Source organism: Streptomyces sp. ATexAB-D23 (assembly GCF_000373645.1).
GTDB lineage: Bacteria > Actinomycetota > Actinomycetes > Streptomycetales > Streptomycetaceae > Streptomyces > Streptomyces castrisilvae.
Map to the genome: position 1 here is coordinate 416078 of NZ_KB892013.1, position 15262 is coordinate 431339.

Annotated in this window: 13 protein-coding genes; 3 read left to right on the top strand and 10 right to left on the bottom strand. The window is 72.6% G+C overall.

What is annotated here, in order from left to right:
• Positions 1-62: 62 nt before the first annotated feature.
• Positions 63-2177 (bottom strand): discoidin domain-containing protein, encoded by a 2115-nt coding sequence (locus B082_RS0114965; RefSeq protein WP_018552619.1) that lies wholly within the window; start codon positions 2175-2177, stop codon positions 63-65.
• Positions 2178-2600: 423 nt separating this feature from the next.
• Here B082_RS0114965 and B082_RS0114970 point away from each other — a divergent pair, with 423 nt between their 5' ends.
• Positions 2601-4469, top strand: a complete 1869-nt coding sequence (locus B082_RS0114970; RefSeq protein WP_018552620.1) for a transketolase — start codon at positions 2601-2603, stop codon at positions 4467-4469.
• 52 nt (positions 4470-4521) lie between these two features.
• On the opposite strand, the gene B082_RS0114975 is transcribed toward B082_RS0114970, so the two are convergent.
• The 7 genes from B082_RS0114975 to B082_RS0115005 all read right to left on the bottom strand — a co-directional run bounded on the left by B082_RS0114975 (position 4522) and on the right by B082_RS0115005 (position 11721).
• Complete coding sequence (locus B082_RS0114975) at positions 4522-5076, bottom strand: GNAT family N-acetyltransferase (protein WP_018552621.1); 555 nt, start codon at positions 5074-5076, stop codon at positions 4522-4524.
• Positions 5077-5147: 71 nt separating this feature from the next.
• Entirely contained in the window at positions 5148-5387 is a 240-nt protein-coding gene (locus tag B082_RS0114980) for a DUF1049 domain-containing protein (protein WP_018552622.1), read from the bottom strand.
• 127 nt (positions 5388-5514) lie between these two features.
• The gene (locus B082_RS0114985) at positions 5515-6459 is read right to left on the bottom strand and encodes a S66 peptidase family protein (RefSeq protein WP_018552623.1); all 945 of its coding nucleotides are present in this window, start codon (positions 6457-6459) and stop codon (positions 5515-5517) included.
• Positions 6456-8444 carry a prolyl oligopeptidase family serine peptidase gene (locus B082_RS0114990; protein WP_018552624.1) on the bottom strand — a complete coding sequence of 663 codons (1989 nt, stop codon included), beginning with the start codon at positions 8442-8444 and terminating at the stop codon, positions 6456-6458. Before B082_RS0114990 ends, B082_RS0114985 begins: the two co-directional genes overlap by 4 nt.
• Before the next feature lie 24 nt (positions 8445-8468).
• A complete protein-coding gene (locus B082_RS0114995; RefSeq protein WP_018552625.1) occupies positions 8469-9812 on the bottom strand; it encodes a M20/M25/M40 family metallo-hydrolase in 1344 nt (447 codons plus the stop codon).
• The gene (locus B082_RS0115000) at positions 9805-10638 is read right to left on the bottom strand and encodes a M55 family metallopeptidase (RefSeq protein ID WP_018552626.1); all 834 of its coding nucleotides are present in this window, start codon (positions 10636-10638) and stop codon (positions 9805-9807) included. Before B082_RS0115000 ends, B082_RS0114995 begins: the two co-directional genes overlap by 8 nt.
• 105 nt (positions 10639-10743) lie before the next feature.
• Complete coding sequence (locus tag B082_RS0115005; protein ID WP_018552627.1) at positions 10744-11721, bottom strand: quinone oxidoreductase family protein; 978 nt, start codon at positions 11719-11721, stop codon at positions 10744-10746.
• 106 nt (positions 11722-11827) lie between these two features.
• Here B082_RS0115005 and B082_RS0115010 point away from each other — a divergent pair, with 106 nt between their 5' ends.
• Positions 11828-12169, top strand: coding sequence for an ArsR/SmtB family transcription factor (locus B082_RS0115010; protein ID WP_018552628.1), 342 nt, complete (start codon positions 11828-11830; stop codon positions 12167-12169).
• 31 nt (positions 12170-12200) lie between these two features.
• On the opposite strand, the gene B082_RS0115015 is transcribed toward B082_RS0115010, so the two are convergent.
• Entirely contained in the window at positions 12201-13202 is a 1002-nt protein-coding gene (locus tag B082_RS0115015; RefSeq protein WP_018552629.1) for an aldo/keto reductase, read from the bottom strand.
• Between the two features lie 129 nt (positions 13203-13331).
• On the opposite strand from B082_RS0115015, the gene B082_RS0115020 reads away from it, so the two are divergent.
• On the top strand, positions 13332-14222 hold the full coding sequence (locus tag B082_RS0115020; protein WP_018552630.1) for a LysR family transcriptional regulator: 891 nt from the start codon (positions 13332-13334) through the stop codon (positions 14220-14222).
• Between the two features lie 258 nt (positions 14223-14480).
• Here B082_RS0115020 and B082_RS0115025 read toward each other — a convergent pair whose 3' ends face one another.
• Positions 14481-15200: a class I SAM-dependent methyltransferase gene (locus tag B082_RS0115025; RefSeq protein WP_018552631.1), complete on the bottom strand. Its 720-nt coding sequence runs from the start codon at positions 15198-15200 to the stop codon at positions 14481-14483.
• Between the last annotated feature and the right edge of the window lie 62 nt (positions 15201-15262).

Consider the following 15262-nt stretch of genomic DNA (forward strand, 5'->3'; position numbering starts at 1 on the left):
CTCCCTGACGACGCGCCATGACGCGTCACCCGTTCACTACCGCTGGTGTGCTGCCGCGCTTGTCACTGCGAGACCCGCACGTAGTCGATCAGCATCCGCTGCGGGAAGACGGTCGAGGCGTCCGGGGATCCGGGCCAGTCACCGCCCACCGCGTTGTTCAGGATGATGTAGAAGGGGTGGTCGTAGACCCAGGGGCCCTGGGTCGCCTCCACCGTCGACTTGTCCGCCGTGAAGAAGGCGTTGCCGTCGACGGAGAACGTCATGTGGTCGGCATCCCAGTCCACGGCGTAGACGTGGAAGTCGGAGGCGAAGTCCTTGCCCGCCAGGGTGTACGGAGCCCCGTAGCCGTTGCCGCCGTAGTAGGCGGGCGCGTGCAGCGTGGAGTACACCGAGTCGGCGACGCTGCCGACGTGCTCCATGATGTCGATCTCACCCGAGTTCGGCCACGGTGTGCCGGTGTTGAAGTTGGATCCGAGCATCCAGAACGCGGGCCACAGACCCTGCGTGCCGCTCACCTTGATCCGGGCCTCGACATGGCCGTAGGCGAAGTTGAAGTGGTTCGAGGTGTTGATGCGGCCCGAGGTGTACGAGCCGTCGGCCTCCTTCCTGGCTTCGATGACGAGGTTGCCCTCGCCGTCCATGTTGGTGTTGTCACCGTTGGTGTAGGTCTCCAGCTCGCCGTTCTGCCCGTTGCCGGGGTCCTGCGTCCACTTCCCCGTGTCGGGCTTGGTGCCCGCCGGACCGTTGAACTCGTCGCTCCACACGAGCTGCGGGGGGTTGCGGGGCGCGGGCGGAGCGGCGGGCGGCGGGGTCGGGCTGCCGCCTGTGCCGTACACGTCGAAGCCCCACAGCGAGTAGCCGTAGCCGTTGCTGCGCGCCGTCCCGTACATCCGCACGTAGCGGCCGTCACCGTCGACGTTCAGGGTCTCCTTGAACCCCTTGCCGGTGGTGGTGGAGTAGATGCTGGTCCAGTTGGTGCCGTCGGGTGACGTCTGGATCTGGTAGGCCGTCGCGTACGCCGGGTCCCACTGCAGCACGACCTGCGTGATGTGAGCCGTGGCGCCCAGGTCGACGCTGATCCAGCCGGGGTCGACCCAGCCGTCGCTGTCACTGGTGGCCCACCGGGTGGCCGGGTCGTGGTCGAACGCCTTGGCCGGGGTGCAGCCGACGCAGCTGTTGGCGTTCTGGTACGTGGAAGCGGTGGCCGGCTTGTCGTACGAGAGCAGGACGGAGTCGCCGGGCGGAGGATCCGTCGGGCCGCCCGGGTCCACGTCACCGCCGCCGGCGGTGAAGACCTGGAACTCCCAGAGGGAGATGCCGTACTCAGTGGCGCGGGCCGTGCTGTACACCCGGACGTAGCGGCCGGTGCCGGTGAGTGTGATCAGCTCGGTTGCGCCGGGCCCCGTGGTGGTGCTGTGCAGCGTGGTCCAGTCGGTGCCGTCCGTCGAGGCCTGGATCTGGTACGCCTTGGCGTACGCCGCCTCCCAGCTGAGCTGGACCCCGCAGATGGTCTGGCGGGAGCCGAGGTCGATCCGCAGCCACTGCGGGTCACCGGGAGCGCTGGACCAGCGCGTGCCGGCGTCGCCGTCGACGGCTGCGGAGGCCGGTGTTCCGGCGTTCTCGGTCGACGAGGCGGAGGCCGGCTTGTTCAGCGCCGCGTTGGTCCTGCCGCATTCCGCCTCGGTGGCGCCGGAGCCGCCGAAGATCTGGAACTCCCAGAGGGAGTAGCCGTAGGCGGTGGCGCGCTGAGTGCCGGTCAGTCGCACGTAGCGGCCCGAACCGGTCACGTCGAGCGTCTGCTTGCCACCGGTGGCTGTGGTGGTCGAGTAGATGCTCGTCCAGTCGGTGCCATTGGCCGACGTCTGGATCTGGAACGCCTTCGCGTACGCGGCCTCCCAGTTGAGCGTGATCTGGGAGATGGACGAGGCGGCGCCCAGGTCCACCTGGATCCACTGCGGATCGGCTGCCGCGCTGGACCATCGGGTGCCGGCGTCGCCGTCCACCGCGGCGGAGGCGGGGGTACCGGCGTTCTCGACGGACGATGACGTTGCCGTCCTGCCCTGCGAGAGCAGGGTGCCCGCCGCCTTGGCGGGGGTGTTGCCGTTCAGGGCGAGAACCAGGCTCGCGAGAACAGTGACGACCAACGCCAGGATCAGGGATCTTCTGCGGTTGGTCATCGAGAGGGATGAACTGGGGGAACTACTTCTGTGCATGGCGTCTCCTCGTGGTCGCCAAATCCCGAGAGAGCGCTCTCTGGGGTGAGCAGATGATTGCGGCGTTGATGCCGACACGTCAAGAAGTTGAACGCGATTCGCCGCAACCCGGCGCAGCGGCCCCTGACGTGACATCAACTGTTGAACGGGCGGTAGCGGCTCGGCGGGACAGTGAGGACCGGGACTCCGCCGGCCCGCGGCCGACCCGCCGACCGGAGCGCGGGGCGGACCACGCGTCACGGAACGCGCTCGGAGCCGGAAAAGCCCGGGGCGCCCGCTCCCGGCCCACGGCCGAAGGAGGTCAACCCGCGTCCGGGGGGTGATGGACCGGCCGGAACCGGGAACCCGTCTCCTGTCGCCCCACCCCCCACAGGAAAGGCCCGTCCCATGACCACCCAGCAGACCACCACGCTCGGTCCCGACAGCGAACTCACCGAGGTGTTCGAGCTCGCGCAGCAGCTGCGGGTGGACTCGGTGCGCGCCAGCACCTCGGCCGGCTCCGGGCATCCCACCTCCAGTCTGTCCGCGGCCGATGTGATGGCCGTGCTCATGACCCGGCATCTGCGCTACGACTGGCAGGCCCCCGACAACCCCGCGGGCGACCACCTGGTCTTTTCCAAGGGCCATGCCTCGCCGCTGCTCTACGCCATGTTCAAGGCGGCCGGCGCCGTCAGCGACAAGGAGCTGATGACGACCTACCGCCGCTTCGGCCACCGGCTCCAGGGCCACCCCACGCCCGAGCTGCCCTGGGTGGACGTGGCCACCGGTTCGCTCGGCCAGGGCATCGCGTACGGCGTCGGCATCGCGCTCGCCGGGCGGGACCTGGAGAAGCAGCCCTACCGGGTGTGGGTGCTGTGCGGGGACAGCGAGATGACCGAGGGGTCCGTGTGGGAGGCCCTGGACAAGGCCGGCCAGCACAAACTGGCCAACTTCATCGCCGTCATCGACGTCAACCGCCTCGGCCAGAGCGGCCCGACCGAGTTGCAGTGGGACACCGACACCTACGCCCGCCGCGTCGAGGCCTTCGGCTGCCGTGCCCTCGTCGTCGACGGCCACGACCTCACCGCGATCGACCGGGCCCTGAAGACCGCGGCGGACGGCACGGCCCCCACCGTGATCGTGGCGAAGACCGTGAAGGGGCGCGGGGTGAGCGAGGTCGCGGACAAGGAGGGCTGGCACGGCAAGCCGCTACCCTCGGACATGGCGGACCGCGCCGTCGAGGAGCTGGGCGGCATCCGCGATCTCCGGGTCGGCGGCCCCCGGCCGCCGAAGGCCGCCCCGGCAGCCCCGCAGGCCGGCGGCACCGTGGAGCTGCCGCGCTTCGACCGGGGGGACGAGGTCCCCACCCGGGTCGCCTTCGGGAAGGCCCTGGTCGCGCTCGGGGCGCGGCCCGACGTCGTCGCCCTGGACGCCGAGGTCGGCAACTCCACGCACTCCGAGGACTTCAAGAAGGCGTACCCCGAGCGGTTCTTCCAGACGTACATCGCCGAGCAGCAGATGATCGCCGAGGCCGTGGGCATGGCCGTGCGTGGCTACCGCCCGTACGCCACCACGTTCGCCGCCTTCCTCACCCGGGCGCACGACTTCATCCGGATGGCCGCCGTCTCGGACATCACGATGGCCCTGTGCGGCACCCACAGCGGCGTGGAGATCGGTGCCGACGGGCCCTCGCAGATGGGCGTGGAGGACCTGGCCATGATGCGGTCGGTGCGCGGCTCGACCGTCCTCTACCCGAGCGACGCCACCTCGGCGGCGGCGCTGACCGCGGCCATGGCCGATCTCGACGGCATCTCCTACCTGCGCACCACACGGGGCGCCTACCCGGTGCTCTACGGGAGCGAGGAGGCCTTCCCGGTCGGCGGCTCCAAGACGCTGCGCCACGGCGCCGACGACCGGGTCACCCTCGTCGGCGCCGGGGTCACCCTGCACGAATGCCTGGCCGCCGCCGGTCAGCTGGCCGACGAGGGCATCGCGGCCCGCGTCATCGACCTCTACTCCGTCAAGCCGATCGACATCGCCGCCCTCACCCGCGCGGCCCAGGAGACCGGCGCGCTCGTCGTGGCCGAGGACCATCACCCCGAGGGCGGCATCGGCGAGGCCGTGCTCTCCGCCCTCGCCTCGGCCAACAGCCACCCCGCCTTCGCTCACCTCGCCGGGAGGAACCTCCCGGGGTCCGGCACCACCGGGGAACTGCTCGACGCGGCGGGCATCTCCCGCACCCACATCGCCGAAGCGGCCCGCCGGCTGGTCGGCTAGGACGCCGGCGCCGGGATGCGCGAGGTGCGCGGGGTGCGCGGGGTGCGCGGGGTCAGCGCATCTCGGCGGTGATCGCCCAGCGTTCGTGGTCGCGCCAGGCGCCGTCGATGTGGAGGAAGTCCGGTGAGTAGCCCTCACGCCGGAATCCGGCCCGGCGGACCAGGGCGATCGAACCCTCGTTGCCCGGCTGGATGTTGGCTTCCAGGCGGTGCAGCCCGAGCGGGCCGAAGGCGCGGTCCAGGACGAGGCCGAGGCCCTCGCTCATGAGGCCGCGCCCGGCCGCGTGCGCGAAGACGCCGTAGCCGAGCGCGCCGCAGCGAAAGGCTCCGGCGACGATGTTGTTGATGTTGATGAACCCGGCGATCGCGCCGTCGGCCGGATCGTGCGGCCCGTGCCGTTCGCACACGAGGAAGCCGGCCCGCGTCGGATCGTCGATGAGCGCGCCCGCGTAGGCGGCGTACGCATCGGGTGCGGTGGGCGGGAACAGCCAGGGGCGGTGCAGCCGGCCGCTCTCCCGGGACCGGGTGGTGAACTCGCCGGCGTCGGCGAGCGTGAAGGGGCGGATCGCGGTGCGCGGCCCCTCGGCCAGGTAGCTGGTGTCGGACATCGTTCCAGCGTAGAGCAGCCGTGCGGGCCGGGCCCGTGAGCCCGGCCCGCACGGCCGCCGCCGCACCGGCCCTACTTGGGCCGCCTGCGGAAGAGGTAGGCGCCGCACGCCATGCCCGCCACGAACATCACGACCAGCCACACGTAGAGCGGCGCGGTCACCAGCGGGACGATGAGGCGGACCTTGACGTCCTTCGTGTTCTCGGCGATGAACACGACCGACAGAACCGCGATGACGAGGACCAGAATGCGGCCGGGGGTGAACGCCCCGCTGCCGCTCTTCCCGCTGCTCGACACGTCCTTCGGACTCATGAGCAGCCCCTTTCCCGGCCCCGGTACGGCCGTCGCCCGGGGCTCCAGGATGGCTCCGCCGCCGCCCCGGCAGGCACTGATGTTCGACCATTCGGGTGATGGGGCGGTGGGAGCGGCAGCGGACCGCTCAGAGCAGGGCGGGCACCTCCGCCGTGAGGGTGGCCGGGCCGCCGTCCGCGGGGGCGTCGAGCACCGCCGGCACGCCGAGCGGAATGGTCAGCCCGGTCGGTCCGTGCCCGAAGCCGAGCTCCTCGACGACCGGAACACCCAGCGCCCCGAGCCGGTCCGCGAGCACCGCCCGCACCTTCTCGTACGGTCCGCACCCGGCCCAGGACCCGCAGGCCACCCCGGCGACGCCGTCGAGCGCCCCGGCCCGCAGCAGCTGCGTGAGGATGCGGTCGAGGCTGTACGGGTCCTCGGTGGTGTCCTCGATGACGAGCAGCCCGCCCCGGGCCGAGGCACGGGCGTCCGGGGTGCCGAGGCCGGCGGCGAGCAGGCTGACACAGCCGCCGTACGTGATGCCGCGCGCCCGGCCGGGGACGAGCGCCCGCGCATCCTCAAGTCCCAGTGTCCGCACGGTCTCCGGCTCGAACAGGGTGGCCCGCAGGGACTCCTGGGTGCGCGGGTCCTTGAGGAAGGCGTCCGTCCCCACCATGGGCCCGTGCAGGGTGGCGAACCCGGCCCGCAGCGCGAACGCCTCGTGGAGCGCGGTGATGTCGCTGTAGCCGACGAACACCTTGGGCCCGGCCTCGCGCACGGCCGCCCAGTCCACCAGGTCGACCATGCGGTGCGCCCCGTAGCCGCCCCGCGCGCAGATCACCGCCTCGACGGACGGGTCGCACCAGGCGTCGCCGAGGTCCCGGGCACGCCCCTCGTCCGTACCGGCGAGGTAGTCCAACTCCCGGTGCACGTCGAGCACATGGGGCATCGGCACGGGGTCGAGACCCCAGCCGCGCAGGATGTCGAGTCCGGGTTCCAGGCGGTCGGCGGCCACGGGTCCGCTCGGGGACACGACGGCGACCCTGGAGCCTGTGCGCAGCCGGGCGGGGCGGGCCGGCGGGGCGAGGGTCACTTCCTCAGCTCCAGGGCAACCACGTCCGGGCGGTCAAATCCGAACACCTGGGCGTACAGGGAGAGTTCCGACTCGATCGCGTCGATCATGGTGTCGGCGCGCCGGAATCCGTGGCCCTCGCCCGGGTAGGTGCGGTAGGCGTGCGGGATGCCGCGCCCCTCGACGGCGGCGAGGAACCGCTCGCACTGCACGGGCGGGCAGATCGGGTCGTCCTCGCCCTGGAGCAGCAGGAACGGCGCGGTGAGCCGGTCGGTGCGGGTCACCGGGGAGCGTTCGCGGTAGCGCTCGGGGACCTCGGCGAGCGGTCCCACCAGCGACTCCAGGTAGCGGGACTCGAAGTCGTGGGTCTCGTCGGTGCCCCAGCCGGTGAGGTCGAGGATGGGATAGATGATGGTGCCGCAGGCGTAGACGTCGGTACCGGTCAGCGAGGCGGCGGTGGTCCAGCCTCCGGCACTGCCGCCCCGGACGGCGAGCCGTCGCGGGTCGGCGGTGCCTTCGGCCGCGAGCGCCCCGGCGACGGCGGCGCAGTCCTCCACGTCCACGACGCCCCACTGCTCGCGCAGCCGGTTGCGGTAGGCCCTGCCGTATCCGGTGGAGCCGCCGTAGTTGACCTCGGCGACGCCGATGCCGCGTGAGGTGAAGTAGGCGATCTCCAGGTCGAGGACGAGTGCGGCGTGGCTGGTGGGGCCGCCGTGGGCCCACACCACGTAGGGCGGCAGCTCGCCGTCGGGGCCGGTGCGGTCGGGGTTGCGCGGCGGGTAGACCTGGGCGTGGATCTCGCGTCCGCCGGGTCCGGTGAAGGTGCGGACGACGGGTTCGGGGTAGTACGCGGGGTCGACCGCGTCCTCGTGCGGGGCGCCGATGATCCGGGTGTGCCCGGTCGCCGTGTCCAGCTCCACGATCTCGTACGCGCTGTGCGGGCCCGCGGCGACGCCGACGACCCGGCTGCCCTGCACGGTGAGGGTGGGGGCCCACTCGGTCCAGGGTCCGGCGATGTCCACCAGGTCGCCGGTCTCCGGGTCAAGGATGCCGAGCGTCGTGGTGCCCCTGCCGTGGAGGGTGGCGATCAGTCCGTTCTCCAGAGGGCGGAACCAGACGAGCCCGACCTTCCACAGCCCGGCGGCGAACTCCTCCTCGCGGGGGCAGAGCGCGACCGGCTCGCCGCCGTCCGGGGCGAGGCGGTAGAGATTCCACCAGCCGCCGCGGTCGCTCGCCAGGAGCAGGTGCCCGTCCGCGGTCCACTGGATCTGCGGCACGGACTCGTCGGGGCCGCCGATGAGGGTGCGGGCGCCGTGGAAGGTGCCGTCGTCCGCGATGTCGGCGACCACCACCTCGGTGCCGTCCCAGGGCATGAGCGGGTGGTCCCAGCCGATCCAGGCGGCGCGCCGCCCGTCGGGCGAGACCTCCGGTCCGGTGACGAACCGGTGCCGCTCCGGGCTGAGTTCGCGCACGGCGGACCGGTCGCCGGCCGCCGATCCGTCCAGTGGTACGGCGGCGATGACGCGGCGCAGTTCGGTGGGCGCGTCGCCGGTGAACTCCTCCAGGACGCACCAGACCTCACCGGCCGGGCCCCGGTCCGGGTGCAGGCGCGGGTCGACCCAGCGCAGTCCGCCGCCGACCGCGGAGACGGGGGTGAGCGGCCACGGCTCGCGGGCGCCGTCGGGCTCGTAGGCGTACAGCCGCTGGTCGTCGAAGTGGACGAAGACGATCAGCGGGCCGCCCTCGGCCCGTCCGGTGCCGGCCCAGGGCTGTCCGCCGTATTCGATGACGCGGCTGCGGACGTTCCAGGGGGCGGGCAGTTCGGTGGTGGTGCCGTCCGCCGTCCGGCGGACCAGGGCGCGCCGGCCGGCTTCGGCCGGGCGCGGTTCCGTCCACCACAGCTCGTCGCCGACCGCGCCGGCGTACTCGGGACGGCCGTCGTGGGAGGCGGCCAGCGCGGCGTCGATCGGCGAGGGCCAGCTTCCGTGGGCCTGTGTGGATGCCATGTGTGTGAGTCTCCCCCGGCGGGTTCAGGCGGTGCGCAGATAGTGGTCCAGGACCCGGACGCCGAAGTGCAGGGCGTCGACGGGGACGCGCTCGTCCACGCCGTGGAAGAGGGCCTGGTAGTCGAAGCCGACAGGCAGTTTCAGCGGCGAGAATCCGTAGCCGGTGATGCCGAGCCGGGAGAACTGCTTGGCGTCGGTGCCGCCCGACATGCAGTACGGCACGACGTGCCCCTCGGGGTCGAACCGCTCGATGGCGGCCCGGAGTTTGGCGTACGTGGGTGAGTCGACGGGGGCCTGGAGGGCGACCTCCTGGTGGTGGAACTCCCAGTCGACCGTGGGCCCGGTGAGCCGGTCCAGCGTGGTCCGGAACTCCTCCTCGCCGCCGGGGACGGTCCGCCCGTCGATGTAGGCGGTGGCATGGCCCGGGATGACGTTGACCTTGTAACCGGCCTCCAGCATCGTCGGGTTGGAGCTGTTGCGGACGGTCGGGGCGACGAGGGCGGCGGCAGGTCCGATCTTGCCGAGGAGTTCGTCGACGTCGAAGCCGGGGGCGTCGAGGTCGGGGTGGATGCCGTGGAGCGCGGCGATCTCGGTGAGGGCCGCGCGGACCGTCGGGGTGAGGCGGACCGGCCACTCGTGCTCGCCGATTCGGGCGACGGCGGCGGCGACCGCGCTGACGGCGTTGGCCCGGTTGACCTTGGAGCCGTGGCCGGCCTTGCCGTGGGCGGTGAGCTTGAGCCATCCGGTGCCGCGCTCGCCGGCCGCGATGGGGTAGAGCGGCATGCGGGGCCCGGCGTGGAAGGTGAAGGCGCCGGATTCGCTGATGCCCTCCGTACACCCTTCGAAGAGCGCGGCGTGCTGGTCGGCGAGGAAGCCGGAGCCGTCGTCGGCGCTGGCCTCCTCGTCGGCGGTGTACGCGATCACGATGTCGCGGCGGGGGCGGATGCCGGCCCGTGCCCAGTACCGGACGACGGCCAGGACCATCGCGTCCATGTTCTTCATGTCGATGGCACCGCGCCCCCAGACGGTGCCGTCGCGCACCTCGCCGGAGAAGGGGTGCACGGTCCAGTCGGCGGCCTCGGCGGGCACCACGTCCAGATGGCCGTGGACCAGGAGCGCGGGGGCGCTGGGGTCGGTGCCGGGAATCCGGGCGACCACGTTGGTGCGGCCGGGGGTGCGCTCCAGGAGCGCGGGTTCGAGTCCGGTGGCGGCGAGGCGCTCGGCGACGTACTCGGCGGCGGGACGTTCGCGGCAGTCGCCGTCGCCCCGGTTGGTGGTGTCGATGCGGATCAGTTCGGAGGTGAACGTCACCGATTCGTCGAGCGCGAGGCCGTCGACGGAGTCCTGGGGGGCGGTGGCCTCAGCCATACTGTTCCTCCACGGCGGCCGACACGATCGTCGTCACCGCCTTGAACGTGCGGATACCTTCGTACATCGTCGCGCTGGTGTACGCGACACGCCTCTCGCCGCTCGGCCCGACACCGGGGACGACGGTGGCCGCCGCGGCCAGGTGCTCGGCGTCGAACTCCAGCTCCACGGTGAACGGGCCGCCCTCGACCGGCGGGTACCGGCCGGCCAGCGGGACGGCCTGCTGGGCGGCGGCCCGGATGTCGGCGGCGGTGCGGGCGGGGGTGCGGCAGACGGCGGCGTAGCGCGACACGTGGTCCTTGACGGCGACCTTCCGCGCGTCGGGGGCGTACCCCTCGGCGTCCACGCAGGTCAGGTCGTCCCCGGTGACGAGGACGACGGGAACGCCGTACTCGGCGGCGACATGGGCGTTGAGCAGCCCCTCGCTCGCCCGGACGCCGTTCAGCCAGACCCCGGTGATGGAGTTGGCGAGGTAGGTGTGGGCGAGGACGCCTTCCGTGCCGGCGCCCGTGTGGTAGCCGATGAAGGCGACGGCGTCGACGTCCCCGTGCTGGATGCCCTCGACCATGCTGAGCGACTTGTGCTTGCCGGTGAGCATCTGGACGCGGTCGTCCAGCTTCTCCAGCAGGAGGTTGCGCATGGTCCAGTGGGCCTCGTTGATCAGCACCTCGTCCGCTCCCCCGTCGTAGAAGCCGAGGGCGGCGGCGTTGACGTCGGAGGTGAACAGGGAGCGGCACCGCTCCCACTGCGGCGTGCCGGGCAGCACGTCGGCCGGCCAGGTCACGCCGGTGGCGCCTTCCATGTCTGCGCTGACGAGGATCTTCATGCGGCAACACGGTACGCGCCGCAGAACGCGCAGGCCAGGGCTGCCGGGACCTCCACAGGTCCATTCCAATGACGGCCCCGGCGGCCGTGCGGGCCCGGCGGACGATCAGTCGGCGACGCGCAGGAGGAGCTTGCCCGTGGAGGTGCGTCCCTCCATCAGCCGGTGGGCGTCGGCTGCGTCCCGCAGGGCGAACTCCGCCGTCACCGGGAGCGTCACCCGGCCGTCGGCGACCGTGCGGAAGGCGCGTGCGGCGAGGGCGCGCAGGACGGCGGGGTCGGACTGCGCGAGGCTGAGGATCGAGAAGCCGGCGACCGACCGGCCGCCCGGGTAGAGCTCGGGCTGCCCGACCTGCCAGGGCGCGCCCCCGCCCGCGTTGCCGAAGGAGACCAGGCGTCCGAAGACCGCGAGCGCGTCGAGGCCGCGTCGCAGGGTGTCACCGCCGACCGGGTCGAGCACCAGGTCGACGCCCCGGCCGCCCGTGGCGCGGCGGACCTCGTCGGGGAAGGTGTCGCCGACGAACACCTCGTCGTAGCCGTGGCCGAGGGCGTACGCGGCCTTGGCGGCCGAGGACACCACGCCGTACACGGCTCCGGCGCCGGACGCGTGGGCCAGTTGTCCGGCGACCGTGCCGACGCCGCCGGCCGCGCCCTGCACCAGCACGGTCTCGCCGGCGCGCAGCCGGCCGATCTCGTGGAGCAGGGCGTGTGCGGTGGGCAGCACGGTGGGCAGGGTGGCCGCCGTGCGCAGGCCGATGCCGTCCGGGAGCGGGAAGACGGTGGCGGCGGGGGCCGTCACCACCTCCGCGTATCCGCCGCCGGCCAGGAACGCGGCGACCTCCTGGCCGGGGCTCAGCCCCTCCACGCCCGCGCCGACGGCCCGGACGCGGCCGGAGATCTCCAGGCCGGGCACGAAGGGCAGCGACGGCACCCGGTAGCCCTCGGAACGGGCCTTGAGGTCCGCGAAGTTGACGCCCGCGTAGACGGCGTCGACGGTCACCTGTCCGGAGCCGGGTTCCGGCACGGGCTTCTCGGTGACGGTCAGCACCTCGGGCCCGCCGTACTTCTCGACTTCGACCGTACGCATGACAGACCGCCCCCTGGAGGTAGTGTTCAACGAAAATCGAACACTCGGACTGTAAGATATTCATCGAACACTCGGCAAGCGACCCGAACGGGAGACAGGAGGGGCCATGGCCCAGCAGCCGGCGGGCGGCGGACACCGGCCCGCCCCCGTGCACACGGACCCCGCCCGGGTGACGACGCTCGCCGCCCTGTCGGCACTTGCCGACCCGGTCCGCCTCCAGCTGGTCCGCGAGCTGGCGCACTCCGAGGACTGGACGCGCACCTGCGGCAGCTTCGATGTCCCCGTCGGCAAGGCCGCGCTCAGCCACCACTTCTCGGTGCTGCGCGGAGCGGGCCTCGTCGAGCAGCGCGACGAGGGGCCCAAACGGGTCAACCGGCTGCGCCGCGCGGAGTTCGACGCCCGCTTCCCCGGCCTGCTGGAGCTGCTGCTGCGGCCGGACGAGGTCTGATCCTCACGACGCCCGGTCCGGCCGCCTGCGGTCAGCGCCGCTTGGCGCCCTTCAGCAGCTTCTCGATCCGGCCGAGCTCCTTGTCCGTGAACTCCAGGTTGCGCACGGCCTCGACGCTGTTCTCCAGCTGGGCGACGCTGCTCGCACCCACCACGGCGGAGGTGACGCGGCCGCCGCGCAGCACCCAGGCCAGGGCCATCTGGGCGAGGGACTGGCCGCGCGCGGAGGCCAGTTCGTTCAGTTCGCGCAGCCGCGCCACCAGGTCGGGGGTGACCGAGTCGGCCGACAGGAAGGGGCTGCTGCCCGCGGCGCGGGAGCCCTCCGGGATGCCCTGGAGGTAGCGGTCGGACAGGATGCCCTGCTCCAGCGGGGAGTAGGCGATGGAGCCGACGCCCAGCTCGTCCAGGGCCGTGAGCAGGCCGTCCTCGACCCAGCGGTCGAGCATCGAGTAGCGCGGCTGGTGGATGAGGAGCGGGGTGCCGAGGTCCTTCAGAATGCGCGCGGCCTCACGGGTCTGCTCGGGCGAGTAGTTGGAGACGCCGACGTAGAGCGCCTTGCCCTGCCGCACCGCCGAGTGGAGGGCCCCCATGGTCTCTTCGAGCGGGGTCTCGGGGTCGGGCCGGTGGGAGTAGAAGATGTCGACGTAGTCCAGGCCGAGCCGGGTGAGGCTCTGGTCCAGGGAGGCGAGGAGGTTCTTGCGCGACCCCCACTCGCCGTACGGGCCGTCCCACATCAGGTAGCCGGCCTTGGTGGAGACGACGATCTCGTCACGGTGGGCGGCGAAGTCCGTCGCCAGGGCGCGGCCCATCGCGCTCTCGGCGGAGCCGGGCGGCGGGCCGTAGTTGTTCGCCAGGTCGAAGTGGGTGATACCGAGGTCGAAGGCCCGGCGCAGGATCTCGCCCTGCGTCTGCGGTGTCCGGTCCCCGCCGAAGTTGTGCCACAGGCCGAGCGAGAGCGCCGGCAGCTTCAGGCCGCTGCGCCCGGTGCGCCGGTAGGGCATGTTCGCGTAGCGGTCGGCGGACGGGATGTACATACGAGGCTCCACGGGAGAGATGTTCCGGTTCGCCCGGTCGGGGAACGGGCACGTGTCCAGGCTCGCTCACATCGATCCAGCAGTCCAACAGGAGATTCCGCTTGGATTCAGGACCTATATTTCTCAATCATGGAGTTGCGTCAGCTGGAACATTTCGTCGCGGTCGCCGAGGAACGGCATTTCACCCGGGCCGCCGAGCGGGTCGCCGTCTCGCAGTCCGGACTCTCCGCCTCCGTACGGGCGCTGGAGCAGGAGCTGCGGACGCCGCTGTTCAGCCGGACCACCCGCAGCGTACGGCTGACCGAGGCGGGGCGCGCCCTGCTGGTGGAGGCCGAGCGCACGCTGGCCGGGGTGCGGGCCGCGAAGGACGCCGTCGCCGCGGTACGCGGCCTGCTGCGCGGCACGCTGTCCGTGGGCGTGGAGCAGTGCGTGGCCGGGCTGCGGCTGCCCCGGCTGCTCGCCGCGTTCCACGGCGCGCATCCGCACATGGACATCCGGCTGCGCCAGGAGGGCACGGCGAAGCTGGTGGACGGGGTGGCGGGCGGGCGGCTCGACATCGCCTTCGCCGCGACGGTGAGCCCGGCCGGGTGGCGCGGGGAGCTGGTACCGCTGGCCCGGGAGCCGATGGTGCTGCTGTGCGCGCCGGGCCACCGGCTGGCGGCGGCGGACCGGGCCGGCTGGGCGGAGCTGGCCGACGAGCCGTTCATCGACTTCCACCCGGACTTCGGGCCGCGCCGCGCGGCCGACGCGGCGTTCACCGCGGCCGGTGCCCACCGCACGGTGGCCCTGGAGGTGACCGACGTCCACAGCCTGCTGGAGCTGGTGCACGAGCAGCTGGGGATCGCGGTCGTGCCGCACCACTTCTCGCGGAAGCCCGAGGCGCGGGGTCTGGCGGCCGTGCGGCTCGACGGGCCGGACGAGGCGTTCTACGAGAGCGTCGTGGTCCTGCCCGAGGCGCGGGCCATGAGCCCGGGGGCGCGGGCCCTCATGGCGCTGGTACGGGAGGAGGCGGGGTCCTGAGCGGGCCGGCTCAGCCGCTCAGCGCCTCGGCGAACGCCCGAGGCCACGCCCGAGGTGAACGTCGTACTGAGCGCCCTCTGCCACTGGAGAGCACCGGGCTCCGGTTCGGTGGTGTCCGGGTCCTCGCCGCGGCGGCCTTGCCGCTCTGCGGGTGGGTCGAGGACATCGCGGCGGGACGGCGGTCCCGGCTGCTGCCGTGAACGGGTGCGGGCCGGTCCCGGACGTGGTCACGCGTCCGGGGCCGGCGTCGCGTACGGGTCAGCCGGCGGCCAGGACGAACCACCGCGCGGGCAGGTCGATCCTGGTCCCGTCGGCCAGCGTCTCGGTCTGCGGCAGGACCGTTTCCCCGCTGTCCAGGGTGATCAGCCCGGCCGCCTTCAGCAGCTCCGGGACCTCCTCCTCGGCGGCGCTCGCCGGCTTGAGCCCGTGCTCGAAGACCCGGCGCAGCTTCACCGGGGGGCCGTCCGGGCCCTGCGCGGCCCGTTGCAGCACCTCCTTGGAGGCGGGCGTCAGCTCGGCCACGAAGGCCCGGCCCCGCTCCCCCAGCAGGGTCGCCACGGCCGCCGCGACGGCCGGCCGGGCCTCGGGGTCGCTCTGGTGGATCACGGCCCGCATGTAGACGTTCGCGTCGCCGATCCGCTCGTGCAGGGCGCGTACGGCGTCCGCGTCGGTCAGGTCGAGCTGGGCGAACTCCGCGACCTGCCCGGTGTCGGCCCGCCGGGCGTGGTCGATCGCGGCATGCGAGAGGTCCACCCCGATCGCCCGGGGGAAGAGGGTGGCGAGATGGCGGGTCTGCGTACCGCTGCCGCAGCCGAGGTCGACGACGGGCAGGGTGGCGTCCGCGTGCGGCAGGAGCAGCCGGCTGTGCGGTACGGCGCTCAGGGCGGCCTCCGCGTCCCAGATCGCCTCACCGGGCCGGTCCGACGTGGCCGCCCAGTAGCCTTCCCACGCCTCACGGTATTGCTCCGACACACCCATGCGTACTCCCAAGTCCCGTCGTGCACACTCACTTCGCTCAGCCAGGGACTACTGCCCCGAGT